The sequence below is a fragment of the Lutibacter sp. genome (assembly GCF_041562875.1).
Classification (GTDB): domain Bacteria; phylum Bacteroidota; class Bacteroidia; order Flavobacteriales; family Flavobacteriaceae; genus Lutibacter.
Map to the genome: position 1 here is coordinate 20448 of NZ_JBFFOE010000011.1, position 25528 is coordinate 45975.

General features: G+C 29.9%; 24 protein-coding genes. 9 read left to right on the plus strand and 15 right to left on the minus strand.

Annotated features, from left to right (window positions below):
• Positions 1–5: 5 nt before the first annotated feature.
• From arsB to ABY863_RS03015, 3 genes are read right to left on the minus strand one after another with little or no spacing between them, the layout of a single operon-like run.
• Positions 6–1034 carry an ACR3 family arsenite efflux transporter gene (gene arsB, locus ABY863_RS03005; RefSeq protein WP_372792781.1) on the minus strand — a complete coding sequence of 343 codons (1029 nt, stop codon included), beginning with the start codon at positions 1032–1034 and terminating at the stop codon, positions 6–8.
• Positions 1035–1053: 19 nt separating this feature from the next.
• Positions 1054–1374: a thioredoxin family protein gene (locus ABY863_RS03010; protein WP_372792782.1), complete on the minus strand. Its 321-nt coding sequence runs from the start codon at positions 1372–1374 to the stop codon at positions 1054–1056.
• Positions 1375–1393: 19 nt separating this feature from the next.
• Positions 1394–1726: a helix-turn-helix transcriptional regulator gene (locus tag ABY863_RS03015; protein ID WP_299525525.1), complete on the minus strand. Its 333-nt coding sequence runs from the start codon at positions 1724–1726 to the stop codon at positions 1394–1396.
• A gap of 111 nt (positions 1727–1837) precedes the next feature.
• Between ABY863_RS03015 and ABY863_RS03020 the strand changes: the two genes are divergently transcribed.
• Together ABY863_RS03020 and ABY863_RS03025 are read left to right on the plus strand one after the other, a co-directional pair.
• On the plus strand, positions 1838–3046 hold the full coding sequence (locus tag ABY863_RS03020; protein WP_372792783.1) for a DUF1566 domain-containing protein: 1209 nt from the start codon (positions 1838–1840) through the stop codon (positions 3044–3046).
• Between the two features lie 7 nt (positions 3047–3053).
• Positions 3054–4364 carry a sulfatase-like hydrolase/transferase gene (locus ABY863_RS03025; protein WP_372792784.1) on the plus strand — a complete coding sequence of 437 codons (1311 nt, stop codon included), beginning with the start codon at positions 3054–3056 and terminating at the stop codon, positions 4362–4364.
• Between the two features lie 7 nt (positions 4365–4371).
• On the opposite strand, the gene ABY863_RS03030 is transcribed toward ABY863_RS03025, so the two are convergent.
• The 4 genes from ABY863_RS03030 to ABY863_RS03045 form a co-directional block, all read right to left on the minus strand.
• Positions 4372–4971, minus strand: coding sequence for a lipoprotein signal peptidase (locus ABY863_RS03030; protein ID WP_372792785.1), 600 nt, complete (start codon positions 4969–4971; stop codon positions 4372–4374).
• Positions 4972–5059: 88 nt separating this feature from the next.
• The gene (locus tag ABY863_RS03035; RefSeq protein ID WP_372792786.1) at positions 5060–5437 is read right to left on the minus strand and encodes a TraR/DksA family transcriptional regulator; all 378 of its coding nucleotides are present in this window, start codon (positions 5435–5437) and stop codon (positions 5060–5062) included.
• 3 nt (positions 5438–5440) lie between these two features.
• Entirely contained in the window at positions 5441–8848 is a 3408-nt protein-coding gene (gene ileS / locus ABY863_RS03040) for an isoleucine--tRNA ligase (RefSeq protein WP_372792787.1), read from the minus strand.
• 146 nt (positions 8849–8994) lie between these two features.
• Positions 8995–9735, minus strand: a complete 741-nt coding sequence (locus tag ABY863_RS03045) for a TerB family tellurite resistance protein (protein ID WP_372792788.1) — start codon at positions 9733–9735, stop codon at positions 8995–8997.
• Between the two features lie 185 nt (positions 9736–9920).
• Here ABY863_RS03045 and ABY863_RS03050 point away from each other — a divergent pair, with 185 nt between their 5' ends.
• From ABY863_RS03050 to ABY863_RS03060, 3 genes are all read left to right on the plus strand, one after another.
• A complete protein-coding gene (locus ABY863_RS03050) occupies positions 9921–10331 on the plus strand; it encodes a BrxA/BrxB family bacilliredoxin (RefSeq protein ID WP_372792789.1) in 411 nt (136 codons plus the stop codon).
• A gap of 18 nt (positions 10332–10349) precedes the next feature.
• The gene (locus ABY863_RS03055; RefSeq protein ID WP_372792790.1) at positions 10350–10742 is read left to right on the plus strand and encodes a hypothetical protein; all 393 of its coding nucleotides are present in this window, start codon (positions 10350–10352) and stop codon (positions 10740–10742) included.
• 144 nt (positions 10743–10886) lie between these two features.
• On the plus strand, positions 10887–11540 hold the full coding sequence (locus ABY863_RS03060; protein WP_372792791.1) for an HD domain-containing protein: 654 nt from the start codon (positions 10887–10889) through the stop codon (positions 11538–11540).
• 38 nt (positions 11541–11578) lie between these two features.
• Here ABY863_RS03060 and ABY863_RS03065 read toward each other — a convergent pair whose 3' ends face one another.
• Positions 11579–14362: a PAS domain S-box protein gene (locus ABY863_RS03065; RefSeq protein ID WP_372792792.1), complete on the minus strand. Its 2784-nt coding sequence runs from the start codon at positions 14360–14362 to the stop codon at positions 11579–11581.
• A 385-nt stretch (positions 14363–14747) separates the two neighbouring features.
• Between ABY863_RS03065 and ABY863_RS03070 the strand changes: the two genes are divergently transcribed.
• Positions 14748–15620 (plus strand): NlpC/P60 family protein, encoded by an 873-nt coding sequence (locus ABY863_RS03070; protein ID WP_372792793.1) that lies wholly within the window; start codon positions 14748–14750, stop codon positions 15618–15620.
• Between the two features lie 69 nt (positions 15621–15689).
• Here the strand turns inward: ABY863_RS03070 and ABY863_RS03075 are convergent, their stop codons facing one another.
• From ABY863_RS03075 to ABY863_RS03100, 6 genes are all read right to left on the minus strand, one after another.
• Positions 15690–16268, minus strand: coding sequence for a YceI family protein (locus ABY863_RS03075; protein ID WP_372792794.1), 579 nt, complete (start codon positions 16266–16268; stop codon positions 15690–15692).
• Between the two features lie 95 nt (positions 16269–16363).
• Positions 16364–16951 (minus strand): Crp/Fnr family transcriptional regulator, encoded by a 588-nt coding sequence (locus tag ABY863_RS03080; protein WP_372792795.1) that lies wholly within the window; start codon positions 16949–16951, stop codon positions 16364–16366.
• A 41-nt stretch (positions 16952–16992) separates the two neighbouring features.
• The gene (locus ABY863_RS03085) at positions 16993–17769 is read right to left on the minus strand and encodes an enoyl-CoA hydratase/isomerase family protein (RefSeq protein WP_372792796.1); all 777 of its coding nucleotides are present in this window, start codon (positions 17767–17769) and stop codon (positions 16993–16995) included.
• Between the two features lie 4 nt (positions 17770–17773).
• On the minus strand, positions 17774–19231 hold the full coding sequence (locus tag ABY863_RS03090; RefSeq protein WP_372792797.1) for a PAS domain-containing sensor histidine kinase: 1458 nt from the start codon (positions 19229–19231) through the stop codon (positions 17774–17776).
• Between the two features lie 158 nt (positions 19232–19389).
• Positions 19390–19647, minus strand: a complete 258-nt coding sequence (locus ABY863_RS03095; RefSeq protein ID WP_372792798.1) for a SemiSWEET family sugar transporter — start codon at positions 19645–19647, stop codon at positions 19390–19392.
• Positions 19648–19715: 68 nt separating this feature from the next.
• A complete protein-coding gene (locus ABY863_RS03100) occupies positions 19716–23063 on the minus strand; it encodes a leucine--tRNA ligase (protein WP_372792799.1) in 3348 nt (1115 codons plus the stop codon).
• 119 nt (positions 23064–23182) lie between these two features.
• Between ABY863_RS03100 and ABY863_RS03105 the strand changes: the two genes are divergently transcribed.
• From ABY863_RS03105 to ABY863_RS03115, 3 genes are all read left to right on the plus strand, one after another.
• Positions 23183–23500 (plus strand): patatin-like phospholipase family protein, encoded by a 318-nt coding sequence (locus ABY863_RS03105; RefSeq protein WP_372792800.1) that lies wholly within the window; start codon positions 23183–23185, stop codon positions 23498–23500.
• A gap of 252 nt (positions 23501–23752) precedes the next feature.
• The gene (locus ABY863_RS03110) at positions 23753–23944 is read left to right on the plus strand and encodes a hypothetical protein (protein ID WP_372792801.1); all 192 of its coding nucleotides are present in this window, start codon (positions 23753–23755) and stop codon (positions 23942–23944) included.
• A gap of 111 nt (positions 23945–24055) precedes the next feature.
• On the plus strand, positions 24056–24970 hold the full coding sequence (locus ABY863_RS03115; protein WP_372792802.1) for a DMT family transporter: 915 nt from the start codon (positions 24056–24058) through the stop codon (positions 24968–24970).
• On the opposite strand, the gene ABY863_RS03120 is transcribed toward ABY863_RS03115, so the two are convergent.
• A partial coding sequence (locus ABY863_RS03120; protein ID WP_372792803.1) for a ketopantoate reductase family protein occupies positions 24962–25528 on the minus strand: 567 nt, incomplete at its 5' end. The genes ABY863_RS03115 and ABY863_RS03120 overlap by 9 nt on opposite strands.

Genomic DNA, 25528 nt, shown 5'->3' on the forward strand with positions numbered 1-25528 from the left:
TTTTACTAATAGTATTTTTTCTTCAACCATAATGAAACTTTCACTAAAAGTATTAAAACAGGAACCTCAACTAAAGGTCCAATAACACCCGTAAATGCTTGTTGAGAATTCAATCCGAAAACAGCAATAGCTACTGCAATTGCCAATTCAAAATTGTTTCCAGTTGCAGTAAAAGCAACAGCCGCATTTCGTTTATAATCTATATTCATTGCTTTCCCAGCAAAGAAGCTTACAAAAAACATCAATACAAAATAGATAACTAATGGAACTGCAATTTTTAATACATCGAAAGGAATTTCAACAATTAAATCTCCTTTTAAACTAAACATTAAAACAATAGTTGCTAATAACGCAATTAATGTAATTGGCGAAATAAACGGAATAAATTTACGATTGTACCAATTTTCTCCTTTATATTTTACTAAATATTTTCTACTTAAAAAACCTGCCGCAAAAGGAATTCCTAAATATATAAGAACGCTTTTTGCAACTTCAAAAACAGAAATATCAACATTAAAACTATCTAATCCTAAATAATTTGGAAGTACTGTAATAAATAACCACGCATAAAAACTATAGGTAATAATTTGAAAAACACTGTTTAAAGCTATTAGTGTAGCGCCATATTCTCTACTTGCGCCTGCCAAATCGTTCCAAACAATTACCATTGCAATGCAACGTGCTAAACCAATTAAAATTAAACCAGACATGTATCCTGGTTCGTCTCTTAAAAAGATTATTGCTAATACAAACATTAAAATTGGGCCAACAACCCAATTTAAAAATAAAGACATGGACATTAATTTTGTGTCTTTAAAAACTGTTGGAATTAAACTATAATCTACTTTTGCTAATGGTGGATACATCATTAAAATTAGTCCAATAGCTAATGGAATATTTGTTGAGCCAACCGACAAAGAATCTGTAATAGTTGCCATTTGCGGAAAGAAATAACCTAAACTTACGCCAATAGTCATTGCTAAAAAAATCCATAAAGTTAAAAACCTATCCAGTAATTTTAATCTTATTTTCATTTAAATAGTAATTAAATTATTAGCAACAACCAGACTCATTTTCTTCAGAAGAACAACAAGAAGAATCAGTATTTCCATCAGAACAACAAGCATTATTAGCGAAATTATCTACTAAAAATGGCAATAAATCTTCTTTTGAAGGAATTTTTCCAGCTATAACAACTTTTCCATCAATAACAATAGCTGGTGTACGCATTACATCATATATCATAATCTCCTGAATATCTGTAACTTTTACAATTTTAGCTTCAATATTTAACTCTTTTACAATATTAGCCACCACTTTTTCTGCGCTTATGCAACTTGGACAACCTGTTCCTAAAATTTTTATTGTTTTCATAATTTATATTATATTTATTTTATTTACATGAAGTTTCATTCATATTACTACTAAAAAACTCATTGAATAAAGCCTTTGCTCTTTTCCAGTTTTCTTGATTAATACAGTATTTAATTTTGGGAGGATTCACAGTTCCTTGAATCAAGCCTGCATCTTTCAACTCTTTTAAATGTTGCGAAATTGTTGATTGTGCCAAAGGTAAAACCTCCAATAAGTCACCGGTATAACAGCAACTCGCATTGTCTAAATGATTTAATATTTTAATACGTGTTGGATGCCCTAAAGCTTTTGCAAATTTTGCTATTTCTTCGGTTTCAACTTCGTAAATAATATCTTTTTTTGTTCTTTTCATAAGTTAATCGCAAATATACGATTAATAAATTATTTTCCAAATAAATTAAACCTTTCACTTATTTTACAGTCATATTAGAAAAATAAAATGTTTAAAATCGCGAAAATTAATTTGATATTTATATATCTTCTAAGTATTGTATCTTGTAGTAATAATAACGACATATCTCAAGAAAACAATACAGATACATCTGAATCACCAAGTACAGAAACATACAGCTATCCAATAGTTGACACTGGGGTATTCGCTTTTTATAGTGATATTAATACAATTTCATCACCTTCAAATAAGGATGCCTTTTTTGGCCAAGATGCAACTTATTCTGGAAGTCAACCTTCATACACAAATAATGGAGATGGAACAATTACCGATAATATTACTGGTTTACAGTGGGAACAGGATATGGGAACTAAAATCACTTTTACAGATGCCATTACAAAAGCAACTAATTCAACTTTAGGGAATTACATCGATTGGAGAGTGCCTACTTTAAAGGAATTGTACTCTTTAATTTTATTTACGGGCCAAGTTAAAGGTGAAGTTGCGATAGACTTTTTTATAGATATTAATTATTTTAGTCAACCTTTAGGAGATACTTCTATTGGCGAACGAGAAATTGATGCTCAAACTTGGTCTTCAACAGAATATGTTGGGCTAACAATGAATGCTGATGCAACTGTTTTTGGTGTGAATTTTATTGATGGACGTATCAAAGGGTATCCAAAATACAAGCCGGGTTCAGGTGCTGCAAATACGATGTATTTTAGAATGGTAAGAGGGAATACGGATTACGGTAAAAACAATTTTGTTGATAATAATGACGGAACCATTAGCGATTTAGCAACTGGTTTAATGTGGCAAAAAGCAGATGACGAAATTTCTAGAAATTGGGAAGAGTCATTAGCGTACGCCGAAGAATTGTCTCTTGGAAATAAATCTGATTGGAGATTACCAAATGCAAAAGAATTACAAAGTATTGCTGATTATACTAGAAGTCCGCAGACAACAAATTCACCAGCAATCAATCCTTTGTTTGAATGCTCTGAAATTACTGACACAAATGGAAACAAAAACTATCCGTTTTATTGGACAGGCACATCACATTTAGATGGTGCAAATCCTTATTCGAGTGCAGTATATATTGCTTTTGGTGAAGGTCAAGGAGAAATGAGTGGTGTTTTGATGGATGTTCATGGAGCTGGCTGTCAACGTAGTGATCCAAAATCTGGAAATATAAATGATTATCCACAATTTTTTGGACCACAAGGAGATGTTCGTTACGTTTATAATTATGTGAGATGTGTTAGAACAATTAATTAGATTATTTATGCTTCAAAAAACTTTTATTTACACTTACTTTATAAGCATACTATTACTTTCTTGTAGTAAAAATAATGAGGTTGAGGTTATAGCTGTAGCACAAAGTAAACCAAATATATTACTAATTATTGCTGATGATATGGGTTTAGATTCTTGTTCTGGTTATAATTTAGGAATTTCAAAACCAACAATGCCAAATCTGGAAAGTATGATTAATAGTGGTGTTAGGTTTACCAATTTATGGTCTAACCCTACTTGTACACCTACACGTTCAAGCATACTAACTGGAAAATATGGTATTAGAACCAATATGCTAAAAGTTGGTGATGAGCTTTCAACTTCTGAAATATCAATTCAAAAATATTTAGATAACAATTTAGGTCAAGCATATAATCATGCAGTAATAGGAAAATGGCACTTAGCAACAAATACTGATCACCCAATAAATATGGGTGTAAATTATTATGCTGGTTTGTTAACCGGTGGTGTCTCATCATATTGGGATTGGAATCTAACTGAAAATAATATAACAACTAATTCTACTGAATATTCAACAACAAAAATTACCGATTTAGCAGTTAATTGGGTTGAAAATCAAACAAAGCCATGGTTTTTATGGTTAGCCTATAATGCTCCACATTCACCTTTTCATTTACCACCAAATAATTTACATTCACAAGGTTTTTTACCTACTGATGAAGCAAGTATAGCTGCAAATCCGCTACCTTATTATATGTCAATGGTAGAAGCAATGGATTCTGAAATAGGAAGACTTTTAAGTTCGCTTAGTCAAGAACAAAAAAATAATACAGTTATTATTTTCATAGGAGATAATGGAACGCCACAGCAAGTTGCACAGGAATACAATCCACTAAGAGTAAAAGGAACTGTTTATCAAGGAGGAATTAATGTACCAATGATAATTTCAGGAAAAGATGTAAGTAGATTTAATGCAACAGAAGATGCTCTTATAAATACTACTGATTTATTTGCTACAATAGCAAATATTGCTGGTATTGAAGTTGATAAAATTAATGACAGTCAAAATTTTAAAGAATTACTTTCTAATGAGAACTCAAGCTCTAGAGATTATGCTTATTCGGAAGTGGGTTATGAATCGGGAAAATCAGATTATACAATTCGAAATAAAACGCATAAATATATTGCATTTGAAGATGGAACTGAAAAATTATATAATTTAAATACAGACCCTTTGGAATTAATAGATTTGATGCATATAAATCAGCTACCATTAAATGGCACTGATGAATTGATAAAAGAAGAATTAATTTTAAAACTTAATAAAATTAGGCAATAAATTTTTTTTATTCTTCAACTTTTGGAAATGCTTTTTTATTGAAAAGAATTAAGATTCCAACACCTGTAGAAATAGCCGCATCTGCAACATTAAAAATAGCATTAAAAAAAGTAAAAGGCTTTCCACCCCATATTGGTAACCACTTTGGTAAGTCTCCACTCCAAATTGGGAAATAAAGCATATCTACTACTTTTCCAAAGAATAAAGATCCATAAGGTTTCTCAGAAAATAAAGTTGCAATTTTGTGACCTCCGGGAGTGTTAAAAATAACTCCATAAAAAACAGAATCTATAATATTCCCCATTGCACCAGCAAAAATTAAGGAAACAGCAACTATAAGTACATTGTGAGCATTCTTTTTAATTGAAGTATACAACCAAAATCCAATACCTGTTATTGCAAATAACCTGAAAATTGTTAAAAATAATTTTCCTGTTTTACCCCCAAATTCAGCACCCCAAGCCATTCCATTATTTTCAATAAAATGGATACGAAACCAATCAAAAACAACAACATCTTCCCCGTAGAAAAAGTTAGTTTTTATATAAATCTTACTAATTTGATCTATTAACAATACTGAAATTATAATAAATAAAGCTTTCTTCAATTTAAAAAGGATTTTTAATCTTAATTATGTTAAAAAAGTGAAGCTCCCAAAAATAAGGAAGCTTCTGTAATTTTACAATTTTCACCAATTATTGTTGCATATTTTTAGCCTCAATACTTAATGTTGCGTGTGGAACTAATTTTAAACGTTCTTTCATAATTAATTTACCTGTAACACGACAAATGCCATACGTTTTATTTTCAATACGTACGAGTGCATTTTTTAAATCTCTAATAAATTTTTCTTGTCTAATCGCTAAAGCCACATTTGCTTCTTTTGACATGGTTTCAGAACCTTCTTCAAAAGCTTTAAATGTTGGTGAAGTATCATCAGTACCATTATTACTGTCGTTTTTAAAAGCACTTTTAATTAATGCTAAATCTTCTTCAGCATATGCTATTTTATTTATAATTAGCTCTTTAAATTCGGCTAAATCTTTGTCTGAATATCTATTATTTTCGTTCATAACTTACATTTTTTGTATTACTATTTTAGTATTCACATCGTCAAAAACAATTTCTGTACCATTTTCTACTATATCTTCAAACACTAATTCATTTGTTAACGTTTCAGATTTAATATATTGTTCATTTGCCGCAACTGACAGTTCTAATATATCATTTTTTTGAATAATTAATTTTATTTTATCGGTAACATCAAAACCAGATTCTTTACGTAAGTTTTGAACTCTGTTTACCAACTCTCTAGCATTTCCTTCTTTACGTAATTCATCCGTAATTGTTACATCTAAAGCTACTGTTAAATTTCCTTGATTAGCAACTAACCAACCTTCAATATCTTGCGATGAGATTTCTACTTCATTAAGTTCTAAAAATACAACATTTTCATTTACTTTTATAGATATTCCACCTTGTTTTTCAACAATCGCAATGTCATTTTGAGTTAATTTTTGAATTGCTTCTCCAACAAACCTCATTTCTTTTCCAAACTTAGGTCCAAGTACTTTAAAATTAGGCTTTATTGTTTTAACCAATATTCCTGAAGCATCATCAATTAACTCAATTTCCTTTACATTTACTTCCGATTTTATTAAGTTTTCAACAGCTAAAATCTCTTCTCTTTCTTCATTATTTAAAACAGGGATCATAATTCGCTGTAACGGTTGACGAACTTTTATCATTTCTTTTTTTCGTAATGATAAAACCATAGATGATATTTTTTGAGCCTGTTGCATTTTTCGCTCTAACTTACTATCAATCAAACTTTCATCACATGTTGGAAATGTTGCCAAATGTATGGATTCAAAATTTTCTTTTCCTGAAATAGTTGTTAAATCTTTGTAAAGATTGTCCATAAAAAATGGTGCGATAGGAGAAGCTAATTTTGCAACTGTTACCATACATGTATACAATGTTTGGTATGCAGAAATTTTATCTTGTCCATATTCTCCTTTCCAAAAACGTCTTCTGCTTAAACGAACAAACCAGTTACTTACATACTCTGAAACAAAATCTTGAATTGCTCTTGCTGCTTTTGTTGGTTCGTAATCTTCGTAAAATTTCTCTACATTTTTAACCAATGTATTTAATTCAGATAAAACCCAACGGTCAATTTCTGGTCTCTCTTTAATTGCAATTTCATCTTCAGCATAGGTAAAACTATCTAAATTGGCATACAATGAAAAGAATGAATAGGTATTGTATAATGTTCCAAAAAATTTTCTTCTCACTTCATCAATTCCTTCAATATCAAATTTTAAGTTATCCCAAGGATTTGCATTTGAAATCATGTACCAACGTGTAGCATCTGCACCATATTTCTCCATTGTTTCAAATGGATCAACAGCGTTTCCTAAACGTTTCGACATTTTTTTACCTTCTTTGTCTAACACCAATCCGTTAGACACTACATTTTTATAAGCAACCGAATCAAAAACCATGGTTCCAATTGCGTGTAATGTATAAAACCAACCACGTGTTTGGTCAACTCCTTCTGCAATAAAATCGGCTGGAAAGAATTTTTTATCATCAATAAGTTCTTTGTTTTCAAACGGATAATGCCATTGTGCATAAGGCATTGACCCAGAATCAAACCAAACATCAATTAAATCTGATTCTCGTTTCATTGGTTGTCCGGAAGGAGAAACTAAGATAACTGCATCAACAATATTTTTATGCAAATCAATTTTATCATAATTTTCTTCGCTCATATTTCCAACCTCAAACTCTGAAAATATATCTTCCTTCATCATGCCTGCCTCAACGGCACGTTGCATTTCTAATTTTAATTCTTCAACAGAACCAATAATAATTTCTTCCGTACCATCTTCAGTTCTCCAAATTGGCAATGGAATTCCCCAATAACGTGAACGAGATAAATTCCAATCATTTGCATTTTTTAACCAGTTTCCAAAACGTCCTTCTCCTGTTGATTTTGGTTTCCAATTTATAGTATTATTAAGTTCAAACATTCTATCACGTTTGTCTGTAACTTTTATAAACCAAGAATCTAATGGATAATATAATATTGGCTTATCTGTTCTCCAACAATGTGGATAACTATGGCGATACTTTTCTACGTGAAAAGCTTTATTTTCTTCTTTTAATTGTATTGAAATTTCTACATCCAATGAACGCTCAGGCGCTTCACCGTCTGCATAATATTCGTTTTTTACATATTTTCCAGCATATTCAGCCATATGCTTGGTGAATTTTCCTTGTAAATTCACTAACGGAACTGGATTTCCATTGTCATCTAACACCAACATTGGTGGTACTTCAGGATTTGCTTGTTTAGCAACCATAGCATCATCTGCACCAAAAGTTGGAGCTGTATGTACAATTCCCGTACCGTCTTCAGTAGTTACAAAATCACCTGCTATAACTCTAAATGCGTTTTCAGGATTTTGATATGGAAGTGTATATGGCATTAATTGCTCATAACGACATTCTAATATATCTGCACCTTTAAATTCTTTTATGACTATAAAAGGTATTTTCTTATCGTCAGCTTTATATTCAGCAAGTTGAGTTTCATTTTCAACTACAAAGAATTTTTTAGAAAACTGTTTTCCAACTAAATTTTTAGCTAAAATTACAGTAATTGGTTCAAAAGTATATTGGTTGAAAGATTTTGCAACAACATAATCTATTTTCTTTCCAACAGTTAATGCTGTATTTGAAGGCAATGTCCAAGGTGTTGTTGTCCAAGCTAAAAAGTGAATGTCACCATCTATTTCTTGAAGAAAATCAGGTAAGGTATTTTTTACAGCTTTAAATTGAGCAACAGCCGATGTATCCGTTACATCCTGATACGTTCCAGGCTGATTTAATTCATGTGAACTTAACCCTGTACCCGCTTTTGGTGAATATGGCTGAATAGTATACCCTTTATAAATCAATCCTTTTTTGTACAATTGAGCCAATAACCACCAAACGGTTTCCATATATTTTGGCTTGTAAGTCACATACGGATCTTCCATATCAACCCAATGTCCCATTTTAAGGGTCAATTCTTCCCAAACATCAGTATAACGCATCACTGCAGTTCTACAAGCATCATTATATTCTTCTACACTAATTTTTTTACCAATATCTTCTTTGGTAATTCCTAATTCTTTTTCAACACCTAACTCAATTGGCAACCCGTGAGTATCCCAACCTGCTTTGCGTTTTACTTGGAAACCTTGTAAGGTTTTATAACGACAAAAAATATCTTTAATAGCACGTGCCATTACGTGATGAATTCCAGGTAAACCATTTGCTGAAGGAGGTCCTTCAAAAAATATAAATGGCTTATTTTCATCTCTAGTAGTGATACTTTTTTCGAAAATATGCTCTGCTTCCCATATCGCTAAAGTTTCTTCTGCTACTTTAGTGAGGTTCAATCCCTTATATTCTCTAAATTTTTTACTCATTTTATGCCTTTAAATCAATTAGGTCGCGAAATTACGTATTTTCTTGAAAATATCATTTCATAAATTGTAAAATATTTATTACAAAAAAAAGTTGAACTTACGAAGCTCTTTAATTACTATTTCAATAATTTTTTAAATTAAAAATCTCAAATTCCTCTTTCCTTCTGAATATCTTGATAAGCCTTTTGAACTTGTTTAAATTTATCCTCGGCACCTTTTACATGCTCATCACCTAAATGTTGCAATTTATCTGGATGGTATTTTTTAGCCATTTTCCTATAGGCTGCTTTCACCTCATTATTAGTTGCTGTTTTCTCAATTTCTAAAATTAAATAGGAACTTTCAGAACTATCATAAAACATAGCTTTTATAGATTCAAAATCGTACTGATTTATATATAAATAACCAGCAATTATTTTTATTGAATTTATTTCAGCTTCTACAACAACTCCATCAGATTTTGCTATTCCAAATAAAAAGTGAATTAATTGTAGGCGTGATGCATGCGTCAAATTTTGACGAATTTGTTCAGAAATTTGTCGTGTTGAAACTTTATTATTTTTAATAAAAATCTTAAATAATTTGAATGCATTATTGGCTCTTTCTTCGCCATACATTTTTTTAAAATGGCTTCTAACATAAGCTAATTCTCTTTCATCAGTTTTTCCATCTGCTTTAATTACTATAGATGACAAAAGCAATAAACTAATTTCAAAATCACCTGATTGAGTTGTTCTGCCAGTTTCTCTATAATTTTTAGCTATTTCAACATCTCCCTTTGAAAAACCATCAATCAAATTTCCAACAGCAAATCCTAAAATACTTCCAATTGGCCCACCCAATGTAAATCCTAATCCAGCTCCCAACCATTTCACAAAATTCCCCATAATATAATTTTAATTTGGCAAATATACATTCATTTGTTAGGATGTTAAAAGTTGAAAGCACTTCAATTGTTAAATTAATTATAAACTTAATCATACTTTCAACAATTAAATATTGTGTTTAGTCATTTCATATTTAATCTATTATATTTGCGGTTATAAATACGTCTAACTTAAAAATCAAAAATATGTATCCACCAGAATTAGTAAAACCTATGCAAACAGAATTAGAAAATGCAGGTTTTAAATCATTACATTCGGCTCTAGAAGTTGAAGAAATATTAAAAAAAGAAGGTACAACTTTAGTTGTAGTAAACTCAGTTTGTGGTTGCGCGGCAGGTACAGCGCGCCCAGGCGCAGTTCTTTCTTTACAATATGATAAAATACCTTCTAATTTAGCAACGGTATTTGCAGGAGTAGATGTTGAAGCTACAGCAACTGCTCGTGAAAACATGATTCCATTTCCACCTTCATCACCTGCAATTGCTTTATTTAAAGATGGTGTTTTAGTTCATATGCTGGAACGTCACCATATAGAAGGTAGATCTGCTGAAGTAATTGCTTCAAATTTAGCAGGAGCTTATGAAGAGCATTGTTAAATTATTATTTCTTTTGAAATGATAAAAACCATAACATATATTTTAAAAACGATTGCTCTAGTAGCAATCGTTTTTAGTTGTACAAATACCGCTGAAACTACACAAGAAAGTGAAAAGGCTGAATTGACCATTTTACAAGAAGAAATTGAACAATTAATTGCCACTGAAATTTGTAATGAAAATGCCAATTGTGATTTTATTGCCTTTGGAAGTAAACCCTGCGGAGGACCTTGGAGTTATTTAGTTTACAGCACTTCAATTAATATTGATTTACTAAAGGAAAAGGTAGATACCTATAATAAAAATGAAACCGCATATAATATAAAATGGAGTATTGTTTCAGATTGTATGGCAAGTGTTCCTCCAACAAGTGTTCAATGCATAAATGGAGAGTGTATAGCTATTTACTAAAATTGTAACTATTCATTACAAAATTACGTCAACCTGAACTTAATTTAGGTTCTCATAATAACCCTCATTCAAAATAGTGAGATTTTGAAATAAATTCAGAATAACATCCTTATTATTTTCTTTAAATTTATGTATTTTTAAAAAATGAATAAACAGCAAATAATTTTAACTACAGAAGCATTTGTAAAAGCAACTTTAGAAAATGCAGAAGGCGGTCACGACTGGTTTCACATTTTACGCGTTTGGAACAATGCCAAATTAATTTCAAAAAATGAAAATGTTGATAGTTTCATAATTGAACTTGGAGCGCTATTACATGATATTGCTGATTCAAAATTTCACAATGGCGATGAAACTATAGGCCCAAAAATTGCACGTGAATTTTTAGAAAAACAGCGAGTTGAAGAATCAGTAATAATTCATATTGAAAATATAATTACAAACATTTCTTATAAAGGTGGAAATTTTAGTCAAAAATTTACTTCTCCAGAACTAGAAGTTATACAAGATGCAGATAGATTAGATGCTATTGGTGCCGTTGGTATTGCACGTTGTTTTAACTATGGTGGTTTTAAAAATAGGCCTTTATACAGTCCTGAAATTTCTCCAAAATTAAATCAAACTAAAGAGGAATATAAAAACTCTAAAGCGCCAACAATTAATCATTTTTACGAAAAATTATTGTTGTTAAAGGATAGAATGAATACTGAAACGGGTAAAAAAATAGCAGAAGAACGCCATAATTATATGGAAACTTTTCTTCAGCAATTTTATAATGAATGGAATGGTGAAAAGTAAAAAAAATCAGATTGCAACAGCGTGTTTTCTTCTACATATCAATTAAAATATTTTTGCATTAGTAACAGTAATAATTTTCCATCAATAGGTTTTGAAATATAATCATTACATCCTACAGATAAAGCTTTTTCTCTATCCCCCGCAAGTCCATAGGCCGTTTGAGCAATAATAATAACATCTTTATTAAATTGTCTTATTTGTTGAGTGGCGCTATAGCCGTCCATTACTGGCATTTTTATATCCATCAATATCAGGTCAATATCCGGATTATTTCGGCAAGCTTCAATAGCTTCAAGCCCATTCATCACTTTAATAATTTCACTACTTATATTTTCAACAGTGATGCCAATTAACGAACTGGAAGTTTCATCATCTTCAACAATTAAAATTTTTAACCCAACAACTTCAGAAGAATCATACTTACCTGTTTCATTTAATATTATCTCATTATCAATACTAATTTTTTCTTTTTGTTCAGCATTATAAGGTAAGGTAAAATAAAAAGTGCTTCCTTTTCCTTCTTGGCTTTCAACCCATATTTTACCGCCAAGTGTTTCTACATAAGCTTTAGTAATTGACAAGCCTAATCCCGCACCTTGATGCGCCATTTTATCAGAAATATCAGCCTGAATAAACCGTTCAAAAATTGCTTCCTGTCGATCTTTAGGAATTCCAATTCCAGTATCTTTCACATAAAATTCAAGACTACTTCCATTTTTATGATAACCCAATTCTATTGAGCCTTCAATAGAATATTTAATAGCATTTTTAACAAGATTTGTTAAAATGGCAAATAATTTCTCTCGGTCGGTTTTTATGATAGTTTCTTTTGACGGTAGTTCGTTTTTATATAAGAGTGTTAAACCTTTGGTTTCAACTTCAGGCTTAAAAAAAGTATAAATATATTCTATTTGTTCATTTACATTTGATTCAATCAAATTAACTTCCATTAAACCAGCTTCAATTTTTGAAATATCCACAATATCATTGATGATATTAAGCATTCTGGCACCACTTTTCTCAATTATCTCTATGAATTTTTGTTGCTGGTCACCTGTCAGGTTAGGGTTTTTAAGTAGTCCTGAAAAACCTAAAATCCCATTCATTGGTGTGCGAATTTCGTGACTCATATTGGAAAGGAATGCTGATTTTAAACGATCACTTTCTTCTGCTTTTTCTTTAGCTTTAATTAATTCTATTTCTTTTTCCTTGACCTTTGTAATATTCCGAATCACTCCAATCAAATATCTATTACCATTATCATCTATAAATCTTGTCTTACGGGTTGAAATTGTTATTGTTTTGCTCCCTTTAGTTGTAAGTAATTCTTCATTTATATTTTCATTTCCATCTTTTAATACTTGCCTATCAATTTTTAAAAAGTTTTCCCGTTCTTCAGGCAACACATCTTCAGCTAGTGTTTTTCCAATTATTTCATTTTTAGATAATCCAAATATTTTACAAAAAGCTTCATTAACAATAAGCAGCCTACTATGTTCGTCTTTCACGAATATAGGATCTCCAATATTGTTAATTATATTATCAAGATATTTTTCACTTTCCTCTGCTTGATCTTTGGCTTTAATAAGTTCAAACTCGGTTTTCTTAAGTTTTGTAATATCTCTGGCTATTGATGTTATTTTAACTATTTGATTATTGTTTCGCTCAATATGAATATTCCAAGAGACATTTAATACTTTCCCTTTTTTACTAATTGTTTTATTTTCAAAATGGAAATTGCTCTCACTTGAATTTAACCATTCTGAAAATTTATTCATGGTATATTCTCTATCGTCACTGTTTACAAAATCAAATGCCGATTTCCCAATACAATCTTTGGGTTCTAGCTCAAAAAAATCTATTGAAGCTTTACTTACGAATAAGAATTTTCCTTCACCATCAACTATAGTAATTAGGTCACTAGTTGTTTCTACAACATCTTTGTATTCTTTTTCGCTTTCTTTAGCTTTTACTTTAGCAACTCTAACTTTATAACGTAATAAACCAATAAATATAATTAATACTAAAATTAATAATAATGCTGAATAAATTCCATTTTTCAACCATTGTGGAAACACCTCGATTGAGCCAACTTTACCATGTGACCATTTTTGTCGCGCAATATTAAAAACAGAATTTCTATCGTGTTTCCAATTATGAAAGTATTCGTCTAAAAATTTTAGTAATTCACCATTTGTGTCTTTTTTTACAGTAAAAAAGATATCAAAAGGATTAAAAATGATTCCACTTGAACGAAGTTTATATTCTTTAAATTTAGGAGCTCCAAATGTGTTATTTACAACACCCGCATCAACTTTTTTAGATGAAATTAAATTAAATACTTCTTCAAAATCGGTAGTTTCAATAAACTCACAATTTATTGTAAGCTTGGAAGTAAGTTGCTTTAAATAGGCTCCGCTAAAATCACTTTTCATTATAGCAATTGTTTTGCCTTCTAAATCCAGTATTCCATTAATCTCAGAATTAGGAATTACATAAACTTCACCCCAAACGGTTAATAAGGGTGTGTTTGAATAATCCATGAATTTTGAACGCTCTTCAGTAAAAGCAACACTCGTGAGTATATCAACTTCCCCATTTTTAATACGCTGAAGTCCTTCATCCCAAGAACCATAAACGTAAACAAACTTTTTATTTTCCTTTTCAGCAATTTCATTTAAAGCTTCAACATAGAATCCTTTAATCTTACCATCAGTATCTTGAAAAATTCCAGGATAAAAATTAAACGCTCCTACTTTAACAACTTCCTGTGCGTTTATATTTGTAATTATTATTAGAAAAAAAAATATTATATTTTTCATATATCAAATTGAATAAAAAGGAGATGGTTTTTGTTAAATTCCATCTCTAAAAACTAATTTTAGCAATTTCGTTTTTACAAATATAAATTTATGAAATTTATGACTAAAACTTGTGACAATTATCATAATAAGTGGAATCCAATAAAGACTAAAAATTGATTATGAATTGTTTAAAATAAAAAAACATAGAAGATGACGACTAGTTTTTGCAAACTTATCTTCAGTAGTTTTTACGGAATGGGATGGGAATTTGTATCTTTTTTAATTTATCCTAACACTATAAATAAATGTTAAAAATTTAAAATAATTTATTTCAATTAATAGTTTTCTTATCTTTCATCACTTTTTAATGAGAGTTTAAATATAGATTAACCTAAGAAATTTAATGGGCGCTTATAAATTTTTAACATTTTCTTTTTTCCTTACTAGTTCTTTGATTTTTTCTCAAACTAGTATTCATCATAATGTAAGTGAAGGTGAAAGCATTTATGCTATAGCTAAAAAATACGATGTGAAAGAAACTGAAATTTATGAATTAAACCCTAGAGTTAAAGGAAAGTTATTACAATTAAATACCGTATTACAAATTCCAAGAAAGCAAGACAATATTGAAGAAATAGAGATAAATACTTCTAACAATGACTCAACTATAGCTCAAAAACATGTAGTTGTATCTAGGGAAACTTTATCTAAAATTTCAAAAAAATATGGAATTTCAATTAAAGAACTAGAGCGTTTAAATCCTGCTGTTATAAGAACGCTTCCTATAAATTATTTGTTAATTCTTAAAGAAGAAACACCTTCTGTTGAAATTGTCACAAAAGGAATTGAAATAAATCCATCGTTCGAAAATATTGAAGAAGTTTTTGTAGAACCTTCAATAATTCAATTTTTAATAGAAACCGTTTCAAAAAATTTAGGAACTAGGTATAGAATTGGTGGAACTAGTATAAAAGGATTTGATTGTTCTGGATTAATTTTTAATGCTTTTAAAGAAATAAATATAACGCTACCTAGATCCTCTAATCAACAATCTAAAATGGGGACAAAAAAAGATAAGTCTCAAGCACAAAAAGGCGATTTAATATTTTTTGCAACCAGAGGAAAAGGAATTATTAACCACGTTGGTATGATTACTGAAATTGTTGAAGATGAAATAATATTTATACATTCTTCAACTCATTCAGGTGTTATTATTTCATCTATGAAAGAGCCCTACTATTCTAAAAGATATATACAAATAAATAATGTTTTATAAAAAATGCAGTTATTCAAACGTTTTTAAAGAACGTTTGAATAACTGCAAATTATTTTGTTTAAGCTAAATTTAAAATTCTAAATCTGCAACTAAATCAAACTCATCATAAATAGCTTTGTCTTTTAAATTATCAAAAAAGCTAGTTGACCCATATTTAACATCGTATTTTGTTCTGTCTATTTTTAATGAAGCATTTGCTTTATTTCCATAAACCGAAAGATCAAATGTAACAGTATTTGTAATTCCTTTTATTGTTAAATCTCCTATAACTTTATAAGAGTTTTTACCTGTAGATTTTACTTTTTTAAAGATTAAAATTGCAGTTGGATTTTTTTCAACACCAAAAAAATCATCCGATTTTAAATGACCTTCTAATTTACCTTTATATTCTCCTTCTAAATCTGTATTAGTGATTGTAGCCATATTAATTGTAAACTCTCCATCTGTTAATTTATCATCAGTAAATGTTAAAGATCCTGATTTTAAATTGATTGTTCCTTGGTGTGAACCAGTTACTTTGTAACCTTTCCAAGCTATTTTACTATTTTCTATTATAATTTCTTTTTTCACTTCTTTTAGTGTTGTGAAAGAAAATGTAATTAGCGCAACTATTGATACAACTCCTAAACTTTTAATTGATTTTTTCATTATTTATTGTTTAAATATTATGATACAAATGTATATAACAATGCTTGAAAAGAAAATAAGGTAGATTATGAAATGGTGTTAATCTAGTTTAACATTTATTGTTCTAAAATAAGTTGACTTTTAATTTTACTTAAAAATTCTTTGGTAATTCCAAGGTATGAAGCAACCATATATTGGGGAATACGCTGTTCTACTGTTGGGTACAATTCTTTAAAGTTAAGATATCTCTCTTTTGCTGTAAGGCTAAAATTTTTTATAATTCGTTTTTGTGAAGCTGCAAGCGCTTTTTCTATAATTTTCCTAAAAAAACGTTCTAATTTTGGAATTTTAATATACAGATCTTCTTTATCATCATAAGAAAATTGAATAAGTTCTGTGTTTTCGAGACATTGAACATTAAAATCTGCAGGTGTTTGTGTAATGAAACTTCCCATATCAGATGTCCACCAATCTTCAATTGCAAACATTGCAATATGCTCTTGTCCGCTATCATCCACATAAAATGTTTTTGTACAACCTGAAATAATGAAACATTCATGTTTACAGATATCTCCTTGTTGAACAATGTATTGTCCTTTTAAATATTTTCTATGATTAACTTTTGAAAGTAAAAATGACTCTTCCTCTTCAGTTAAACTGATATATTTATTTATATAATTTAATAACTGGTTGACTGATTTCATTTTAGATTTTAAGTGTATATCTTACTTTTATTTGTTGTTTTTTATTCAAAATTAGGTTTACGTTTTTCTAAAAAAGCTGTGGTACCTTCTTCAAAATCATTGGTATTAAAACTAACTCCAAATTGCTCTATTTCAACGGCAAAACCATTTATACAATTGGTATAATTTGCATTTATAGCTTTTATAGCTGCAGCAATTGCAGTTGAAGAGTTTCGTATTATTTTACTCGCTAATTTTTCACACAAAGGTAATAATTCTTCTTGCTCAACTACATAATTTACTAATCCCCATTCTTTGGCTTCTTCTGCTGAAATCATGCCTGCTGTCATAATCATTTCCATGGCTTTTCCTTTACCAACTAATTGCGGCAAGCGTTGTGTACCACCATAACCAGGAATTAAACCTAAAGAAACTTCTGGTAAACCCATTTTTGCATTTGTGCTCGCAATTCTAAAATGTGCAGCCATTGCTAATTCCAAACCTCCACCTAAAGCAAAACCATTTACAGCAGCAATAACAGGTGTACTTAAATTTTGAACAAAATCAAACAGTAATTCTTGTCCTTTTCTTGCTAGTTCAGTTCCTTCTTCAATACTATAATTTGCAAATTCAGAAATATCAGCACCTGCAACAAATGCTTTTTCACCACTTCCTGTAATAATAATTGCTTTTACAGAAGTATTTAAATCCAAAGCTTTAAAAGCATCGTGTAATTCTGCAATTGTGTTTTTGTTTAATGCATTTAATTTAGCTGGTCTGTTTATGGTAATTACGGCTAAATTCTCTTTTAATTCTACTAATATATTTTCGAAATTCATATCATTATTTTTTAGGTAATACTATTTTAAAAACGGTTCCTTTATATAATTGTGTTGTAAATGTTATAGTTCCATTATAGGCTTCAACAATATTTTTAACCATTGGCAGTCCTAAACCCATTCCGCTTGATTTTGTGGTAAATTTAGGTTCAAATACGCGCTCTTTATCTTCATCAGAAATTCCATTTCCATTATCTGCAACTACAATAATAACATTTCCATTATCTTGTTCAACAGAAACTTCAATTTTTTTATTTTCAACTTCTTCTAAAGCATGCGTAGCATTTTTAACTAAATTAGTCATAATCCTAATCAACTGTGTTTTATCTAACTCGGCAATAATAATTTCTTGTTTTGGGAAATAAGAAATATAATCTTCTGAAAAAATATCAATAGAATGTTTTACAACTTCAACCACATTTAACGCTTCACATTTTTGAGTTGGCATTTTAGCAAAATCTGAAAATGCCGATGCAATTAAACTCATTGTGTCTATTTGTTGAATTAACGTTTTACTATATTCATTAATTTTATCATAAATTTTTGGGTCATTGGCATCAAATCTTCTCTGAAAACTTTGTACTGTCAATCGCATTGGTGTTAATGGATTTTTAATTTCATGAGCCACTTGTTTTGCCATTTCTCGCCAAGCTTGTTCACGTTCTCCTTTTGCTAATTTCACTGCGCTTTCTTCAAGCTCATTAACCATATTGTTGTATGCGTTTACAAGGGTGAAAATTTCAGCACTAGGATTTTTTAGAATAATTTTTTCATTGCGTTTTGTTAAACTTGTTTGCCTCATTTTATCAGTAACAGCCTTAATATTTCTAGTGATATAACTTGAAATAAAATAAGCCAAACCAATGGCAATTAAAAACATTAAAAAATATACAAAACCCATTCTAACCAAAAACTCCTCTAAATCTTTGTCTTGCACTGTATTATCTTGCACATATTGCAAATTTAATATTCCAATTGGCTTAAACTTATTATCTGTTATATAAGAATATGAAGATTGAAAATCATTTCCTTTTATGGTTTTTGTATTTATATAATGATGTTCAAAATTATTAGCAATTTTTTTTAAAGTGATGTCAGACAATACATCAGGAGCATCACTTTTTACAAAACCTGAATGGGAACTTTTAACTCTATTTCCTTCTAAATCGTAGATATTTATTTCTAATTTTTCAATTTCAGAAATTTCATAAATTTTATCCTTAAAAATTGCTGCTAATTTCTCGGTTACTAACGGATATGAGTTTTGAGATGAGTTTAACCAAAAATTAATAGCTGCTTTTACTGATTCTTCTTTTCTGTCTAACCTTCCTTTATTGTATTCTTCGGTTTGTTCTTTGTATTGATAAATAGTAACTACTGCAATTAAAACAGAAGCTATTAATACCAACAAAATCATGGATAAAAATATTCGAATTCGTAAAGAAAGTTGTGTTAATTTCATCTGATTAAATTTATAATTTTTTAGTTGTCAGATGATTTTTACACGGAAAGAATTTTGAAAGATATTTAAATTTTTTGATGTTCATTTCATGCTTTAATTTGAAGTAAATATAGGTAATAAATTTAATGCTATATCTTACAATAAATATACCAAGAAAATTATTTAAATTTTATTTTAAACCAAATAAGTAATAACGCTAAAAAAGCTGTAATTGAATTTGCAATTATCATGGATAAACTTTTTAAATGAATACCATACACTAACCATAGTATAATTCCAACAAAAAATACTAAATACATAGTTAACGATAAACTATCTGCTGATTTAGATTTCCAAGTTTTATATACTTGCGGAATAAAAGAAGCTGTTGTTAAAAGAGCCGCTAGCAAACCTATTATTTCATAGTTGTCTATCATTTATTTTAATTTCAGTTTTTTAGTTATTTATCATTCCTGCTTTGGCAGGAATGATAAATAATACTTAATTAACCTACAATATTTACTATTTTACCTGGAACTACAATCACTTGTTTAGGTGTGCGCCCATCTAATTGTGCCTGCGTTTTTTCATGCGCCATAACAGCAGCTTCAATTTCTTCTTTGCTCAAATTTAATGGTAATCCCATTGTGAAACGCATTTTTCCATTAAATGAGATTGGGTATTCTTTACTGCTTTCCACTAAATATTTTGCTTCAAATATTGGAAAATCAACTGTTGAAACTGATTCAGAATGACCTAAGTTTTTCCATAATTCTTCAGCAATGTGTGGTGCGTAAGGTTCCATAATTATGGCTAAAGGTTCTAAAATTGCACGTTTATTACATTTTAACGCTGTTAATTCATTTACAGCAATCATAAATGTTGAAACCGATGTGTTGAAAGAAAAATTTGCAATATCTTCTTCAACCTTTTTTATAGTTTTATGTAACGTTTTTAATTCTTCTTTTGTTGGTTCTTCATCAGAAACTGAAAAAGCATCATTTACAATATATAATTTCCATAATTTTTTCAAGAAGTTGTAAACACCAGAAATTCCTGAGGTTTTCCATGGTTTAGATTGCTCTAATGGGCCTAAAAACATTTCAAATAAACGTAAACTATCTGCTCCATATTCTTCACAAATTTGATCAGGATTTACAACGTTGTACTTAGATTTTGACATTTTTTCAACCTCTCTCCCAACAATATATTTATCATCTTCTAAAATAAATTCAGCGTCCTTATATTCAACTCTCCAGTTTTTAAAAGCTTCAATATCTAACTCATCATGAGCATTCACAAAAGAAACATCTGCGTGAATTGGTGTAAAACCTGTCCACTCTATTTTAGGAGCATTTTCAATTTCACAAGCGCTCAATAAATCAATAGTTGTTTTTATTGCTTCAGTTTTTTTATTGGCTCCCATAGAACTTCTTTCCTTAATGATGTTTTCCATTAAGTTTTTGCTAACAAAAATTGTTTTCTTAGCTAAATCTGTTCCATTTCCTTCTCCAAATTCCCATCTATAAACAAATGCACTAGTTCCTGTAATCATTCCTTGATTAATCAGCTTCTTTGCATATTCGTCAACTGGAACAATTCCTTTATCAAACAAGAATTTTTGCCAAAAACGTGAGTATAATAAGTGTCCGGTAGCATGTTCGCTTCCTCCAATATATAAATCTACATCTTGCCAATAGTTTACCGCTTCTTTACTTACAAACTCCTCCGTATTTTCAGAATCCATATAACGGTTAAAATAAGACGAACTCCCCGCCCAACCTGGCATTGTATTTAACTCTAATGGAAAAACAGTTTTATTATCAATCAAATTATTTGAAACTACTTTATTTGTTTTTGTATTCCAAGCCCAAGTTGTAGCATTCCCTAATGGTGGTTTTCCATCTTCAGTAGGTAAATATTTCTCAACTTCTGGTAATACAATTGGCAAATGCTTTACATCAATCATTTGAGGTAATCCATTTTTATAATATACCGGAAAAGGTTCTCCCCAATAACGCTGACGACTAAAAACAGCATCACGTAAACGGTAATTTATTTTACCATACCCAAAGCCACGTTCTTCAATTTCATGAATAATACGTTTCATGGCTTTTTTATAAGGCAATCCACTTAAAAAATCTGAATTTGAGATGATTGAATTGTCTTTATCTGTATTTGCTTCTTCAGAAATATCAACTCCTTCAAATATATTTGGTATTTCTATGTTGAAGTTTTTAGCGAAATCATAATCGCGTTGATCACCACAAGGGACCGCCATAACAGCACCGGTTCCGTAATTTGCTAATACATAATCACCAATCCAAATTTGAACTTTTTTACCCGTAAACGGATGCAATGCATATGCGCCTGTAAAAACACCTGAAATTGTTTTTACATCAGCCATTCGTTCTAATTCACTACGCTTTGAAGTTTTTTTAATATAGGCTTCAATTGCTTCTTTTTGCGCTTCCGTTGTAATTTTAGAGACTAGTTCATGTTCTGGAGCCAGCGTCATAAAACTTACTCCAAAAATAGTATCGGGACGTGTTGTAAAAACGTCTATTTTTAATTCTGTATCTGGTGCTGAAGTTTCTTTTTCTTCCTTAGATTTAGGTGCTTTTGGAAATTGTAAGGCATTGTCTATTTTATAAGAAACCGCAACTGAATTTTCTAAAACCTCATCAGAAGAAAACCGAAGTACACTAAAACCTTCATTTTCAAAATAAGCAGTTCTTGCTTCTTCATCTTCTTTTCCAGAAAATTCAACAATTGTATTTTTTGCTAAACATACAAAATCTACTAAAAAAGTACCAATGGTATACTTCGTTCTAAATTTTGAAGCTCCTTTTTTCTTTCTTAAAACATCCCATAATTCTGCTTCAGCTTTTGAAGGATTCGAACGTTTTACTTTCAGCGCTTCAATTTCTTTAAAAGATAAATTTATTTTCTTGCTATCCGTGTTTCCAGCCGACAAAACTTTAAATGAAACCATTGCACCTTCTGAACGACCAATCCAATTGGTTTGAGAATCTTTTAATGGTTGTGGCCAATCTATTTTAGCCATTCCATCTAATAAACGTTGTGCATATGCAGTAATTCTCATACTCCACTGCATCATTTTTTTACGAATAACGGTATGCCCTCCACGTTCTGAAACACCATTTACAATTTCGTCATTTGCTAAAACAGTTCCTAAATCTGGACACCAATTTACTTCAGTTTCAGATAAAAATGTTAAACGATATTGTAACAGTATTTTTTGTCTTTCTTCTTCTGAATAGTTTTTCCAGTCTTTTGAAGTGAAAATTGAAATATCATCATCACAAGCTGCTTTAACATTGCTATTTCCTTCAACTTCAAAAATTGAAATTAAAGTTGAAATATCTTCCGATTTATCGCTTGTTTTATTGTACCAAGAATTAAATAGTAACGTAAAAATCCACTGAGTCCATTTATAATAAGATGGATCAGAAGTTCTTACTTCACGAGACCAATCGAATGAAAAACCTATTTGATCTAATTGCTTTCTGTATGTTTTAATATTAGCTTCGGTAGTAATTGCTGGATGTTGCCCAGTTTGAATAGCGTATTGCTCAGCAGGTAAACCAAAGGAATCATATCCCTGAGGGTGAAGTACATTAAAACCTTTGTGACGTTTATAACGCGCATAAATATCTGATGCAATATAACCAAGTGGATGCCCAACATGTAAACCAGCTCCTGAAGGATACGGAAACATATCTAACACATAATATTTTGGCTTATCTGAATTATTTTCAGCTTTAAATGTTTGGTTTTCGGCCCAAAACTTTTGCCAATTCTTTTCAATCTCTTTAAAGTTATATTCCATCGGTACTTATTCCATTTTTAAAAGCGCAAAGTTACATTTTATATAGAAAACTATAAAGCCTATTTTGAAGTTGTTTATTTTTGTAACTTCGGAATGAATCTTATTCACACTAATTAATAATGTCAAATGAAATTGGATTGGTACTTTCGGCTGGTGGCGTTAGACCTATTGCTCATATTAGATTGATAAAAGTATTGCTTGAAAATGATATTATACCTACAGAAGTTACAGAAACAAGTGCTGGAGCTTTAGTTACTGCCTTGTATGCATCAGGCTACTCTCCAGAAGAAATGCTTCATTTTTTTGAACAAACTCCTTTGTTAAAATTATCGCTGTATGCCTATCATAAACCAGAAATTATGGAAAGTGATAAATACACCTATTTTTTTAAAGAATTTTTTCCTAATGATTCTTTCGAAAGTTTAAAATATCCATAAACAGTAACTGCTACCAACTTAATAATTAAGGAGAATTAGCCTATTTTAATTCGGGTGAATTAATAACTTCTTCAGCCATGACACCCGTTTTTTTTACCAGTTGAAATCAATGGGAACGTATATTCTGATGGCGGAATTTTAAATAACTTTCCTATAGAACCTTTACAAGATAAATTTAAAAATATTATTGGAAGCTTTGTAAATCCTATTTCTATTATTGACAAGACTGAAATTAATTCTTTATTAAAACTTTTGTATAGAGTTTATCATATTAGTTTAGACGCTAATAATGTTAAAAAAATTAAAAAATGTAATGATGTGTTTTCACACCCAAATATTGAAAAAATTGGAGTTTTAGATTCCAAAATTATTCATAAACCTTATCAAATGGGATATGATTTCGCGAAAATTGAAATTAAAAAAAATTTAAAATCTTTAATTTAGATTCCTTTCCACTATAGTATAATTTCTACTTTTGCACTATAAAATGATAAAATAAAACCTCTTTGTTTCTGTGGAATTCGTACTTTTCGCATTTAAATAAAACCTAAAAAGTTGAGTAAAAATAATTACAAAGCACATTTAGCATTATTAGGAGCCAATGTGATTTATGGTGTAAACCATATTGTAGCCAAAGGTGTAATGCCCGCTAAAATTGGACCTTCAGCATTTGTTTTTTTAAGAATTTTAGGCGCTGGACTTTTATTCTGGATTATAAAATCATTTATTAAAGAGAAAATCGAAAAAAAAGATTTTCGAATAATAATTCTTGGTGGTTTATTTGGAGTTACCTCTAATCAATTATTGTTTTTTCATGGATTAAGCTTAACATCTCCTATTGATGCTTCCATAATAATTACGGCTGTGCCTGTAATGGTTTTAATTTTTAGCACATTTTTATTAAAAGAAAAAATTACCTCAAATAAATTAATTGGTATCACAATTGGTGGTGCTGGTGCTATTCTTTTAATTTTATATGGTAATAAATCAGGTGGAACAAGCTCTATTTTAGGGAATATATTTGTGTTTGTAAATGCGTGTTCATATGCCTTATATATGGTTATAATTAAACCATTAATGAAAAAATACAAGCCTATTACCGTAATTAGCTGGGTGTTTTTATTTGGATTTCTATTTATGTTCCCAATTGGGATTCAAGATGTTTTAACTACTAATTTTGAAGCATTTAACTTAAATACATATTTAACAGTCGCCTTTGTTGTTATTGGAACTACTTTTTTAGCCTACTTATTTAATATTTATGCATTAAGTAAGGTTGCCCCTTCAATTAGCGGAAGTTATATTTATTTACAACCTGTTGTAAGTTTTATAATGGTTAGCTTTTATGCTTTTGCTTTAGGTCATAATGAATATGCTCAAGATATTAATTTTATAAAAATATTAAGTTGTATAATGGTTGTTATTGGAGTATATATGATTAGTAGAAAACCGAAAGTAAAACTAATCTAACCCTCTTGCCATCTTTTCTTGTGGCAATAAACAATTATAAATAATTGCATTCATTGGAGTTGGAATTCCCAATTCTTTTCCCATTTTTACAATAGTTCCGTTTTGTGACTCTAATTCCGAAGGTTTGCCTTGCATTATATCGCGTTGTAATGATGACGTTGTATCATAGGGTTGTGATTCAATAATTTGGAATTGTTTTTCAATAATATCCTTATGCAAATTAACTCCTTTAGCTTTTGCAACATTTACAATTTCTTTGGCAGTTTTATACATTATTTTTTTTATTTCATCTGAAGCAATCATTTCACCAATTGTTGCTCTAGTTAAAGCACCAATTGCACTAATAGTAGTAATAAACAAAAACTTAGTCCATATTTCTTGTTGAAGATTGTTGGATAATTTAGTTGTAATTCCTGCATTTAAAAATATTTTTTCTAACAATTGCGCTCTTTCAGTTTTCTTATTATTTAGCTCACCAAATACAATAGTTGGTTCATAAGAAATATGATTGATAATTCCGTAATCTTCAACTTTGCTAACCACTTTGCATAAACCTCC

What these genes read in the sequence shown, in the direction of transcription:
- ABY863_RS03085 (WP_372792796.1), bottom strand. Translation starts at nt 17,769, where the DNA reads ATGAATTTCGAAAATATATTAGTAGAATTAAAAGAGAATTTAGCCGTA.
- ABY863_RS03075 (WP_372792794.1), bottom strand. Translation starts at nt 16,268, where the DNA reads ATGAAAAAATCAATTAAAAGTTTAGGAGTTGTATCAATAGTTGCGCTA.
- ABY863_RS03100 (WP_372792799.1), bottom strand. Translation starts at nt 23,063, where the DNA reads ATGGAATATAACTTTAAAGAGATTGAAAAGAATTGGCAAAAGTTTTGG.
- ABY863_RS03055 (WP_372792790.1), top strand. Translation starts at nt 10,350, where the DNA reads ATGATAAAAACCATAACATATATTTTAAAAACGATTGCTCTAGTAGCA.
- ABY863_RS03080 (WP_372792795.1), bottom strand. Translation starts at nt 16,951, where the DNA reads ATGAAATCAGTCAACCAGTTATTAAATTATATAAATAAATATATCAGT.
- ABY863_RS03105 (WP_372792800.1), top strand. Translation starts at nt 23,183, where the DNA reads ATGTCAAATGAAATTGGATTGGTACTTTCGGCTGGTGGCGTTAGACCT.
- ABY863_RS03065 (WP_372792792.1), bottom strand. Translation starts at nt 14,362, where the DNA reads ATGAAAAATATAATATTTTTTTTTCTAATAATAATTACAAATATAAAC.
- ABY863_RS03095 (WP_372792798.1), bottom strand. Translation starts at nt 19,647, where the DNA reads ATGATAGACAACTATGAAATAATAGGTTTGCTAGCGGCTCTTTTAACA.
- ABY863_RS03090 (WP_372792797.1), bottom strand. Translation starts at nt 19,231, where the DNA reads ATGAAATTAACACAACTTTCTTTACGAATTCGAATATTTTTATCCATG.
- ABY863_RS03025 (WP_372792784.1), top strand. Translation starts at nt 3,054, where the DNA reads ATGCTTCAAAAAACTTTTATTTACACTTACTTTATAAGCATACTATTA.
- ABY863_RS03050 (WP_372792789.1), top strand. Translation starts at nt 9,921, where the DNA reads ATGTATCCACCAGAATTAGTAAAACCTATGCAAACAGAATTAGAAAAT.
- ABY863_RS03045 (WP_372792788.1), bottom strand. Translation starts at nt 9,735, where the DNA reads ATGGGGAATTTTGTGAAATGGTTGGGAGCTGGATTAGGATTTACATTG.
- ileS (WP_372792787.1), bottom strand. Translation starts at nt 8,848, where the DNA reads ATGAGTAAAAAATTTAGAGAATATAAGGGATTGAACCTCACTAAAGTA.
- arsB (WP_372792781.1), bottom strand. Translation starts at nt 1,034, where the DNA reads ATGAAAATAAGATTAAAATTACTGGATAGGTTTTTAACTTTATGGATT.
- ABY863_RS03060 (WP_372792791.1), top strand. Translation starts at nt 10,887, where the DNA reads ATGAATAAACAGCAAATAATTTTAACTACAGAAGCATTTGTAAAAGCA.
- ABY863_RS03015 (WP_299525525.1), bottom strand. Translation starts at nt 1,726, where the DNA reads ATGAAAAGAACAAAAAAAGATATTATTTACGAAGTTGAAACCGAAGAA.
- ABY863_RS03010 (WP_372792782.1), bottom strand. Translation starts at nt 1,374, where the DNA reads ATGAAAACAATAAAAATTTTAGGAACAGGTTGTCCAAGTTGCATAAGC.
- ABY863_RS03070 (WP_372792793.1), top strand. Translation starts at nt 14,748, where the DNA reads ATGGGCGCTTATAAATTTTTAACATTTTCTTTTTTCCTTACTAGTTCT.
- ABY863_RS03035 (WP_372792786.1), bottom strand. Translation starts at nt 5,437, where the DNA reads ATGAACGAAAATAATAGATATTCAGACAAAGATTTAGCCGAATTTAAA.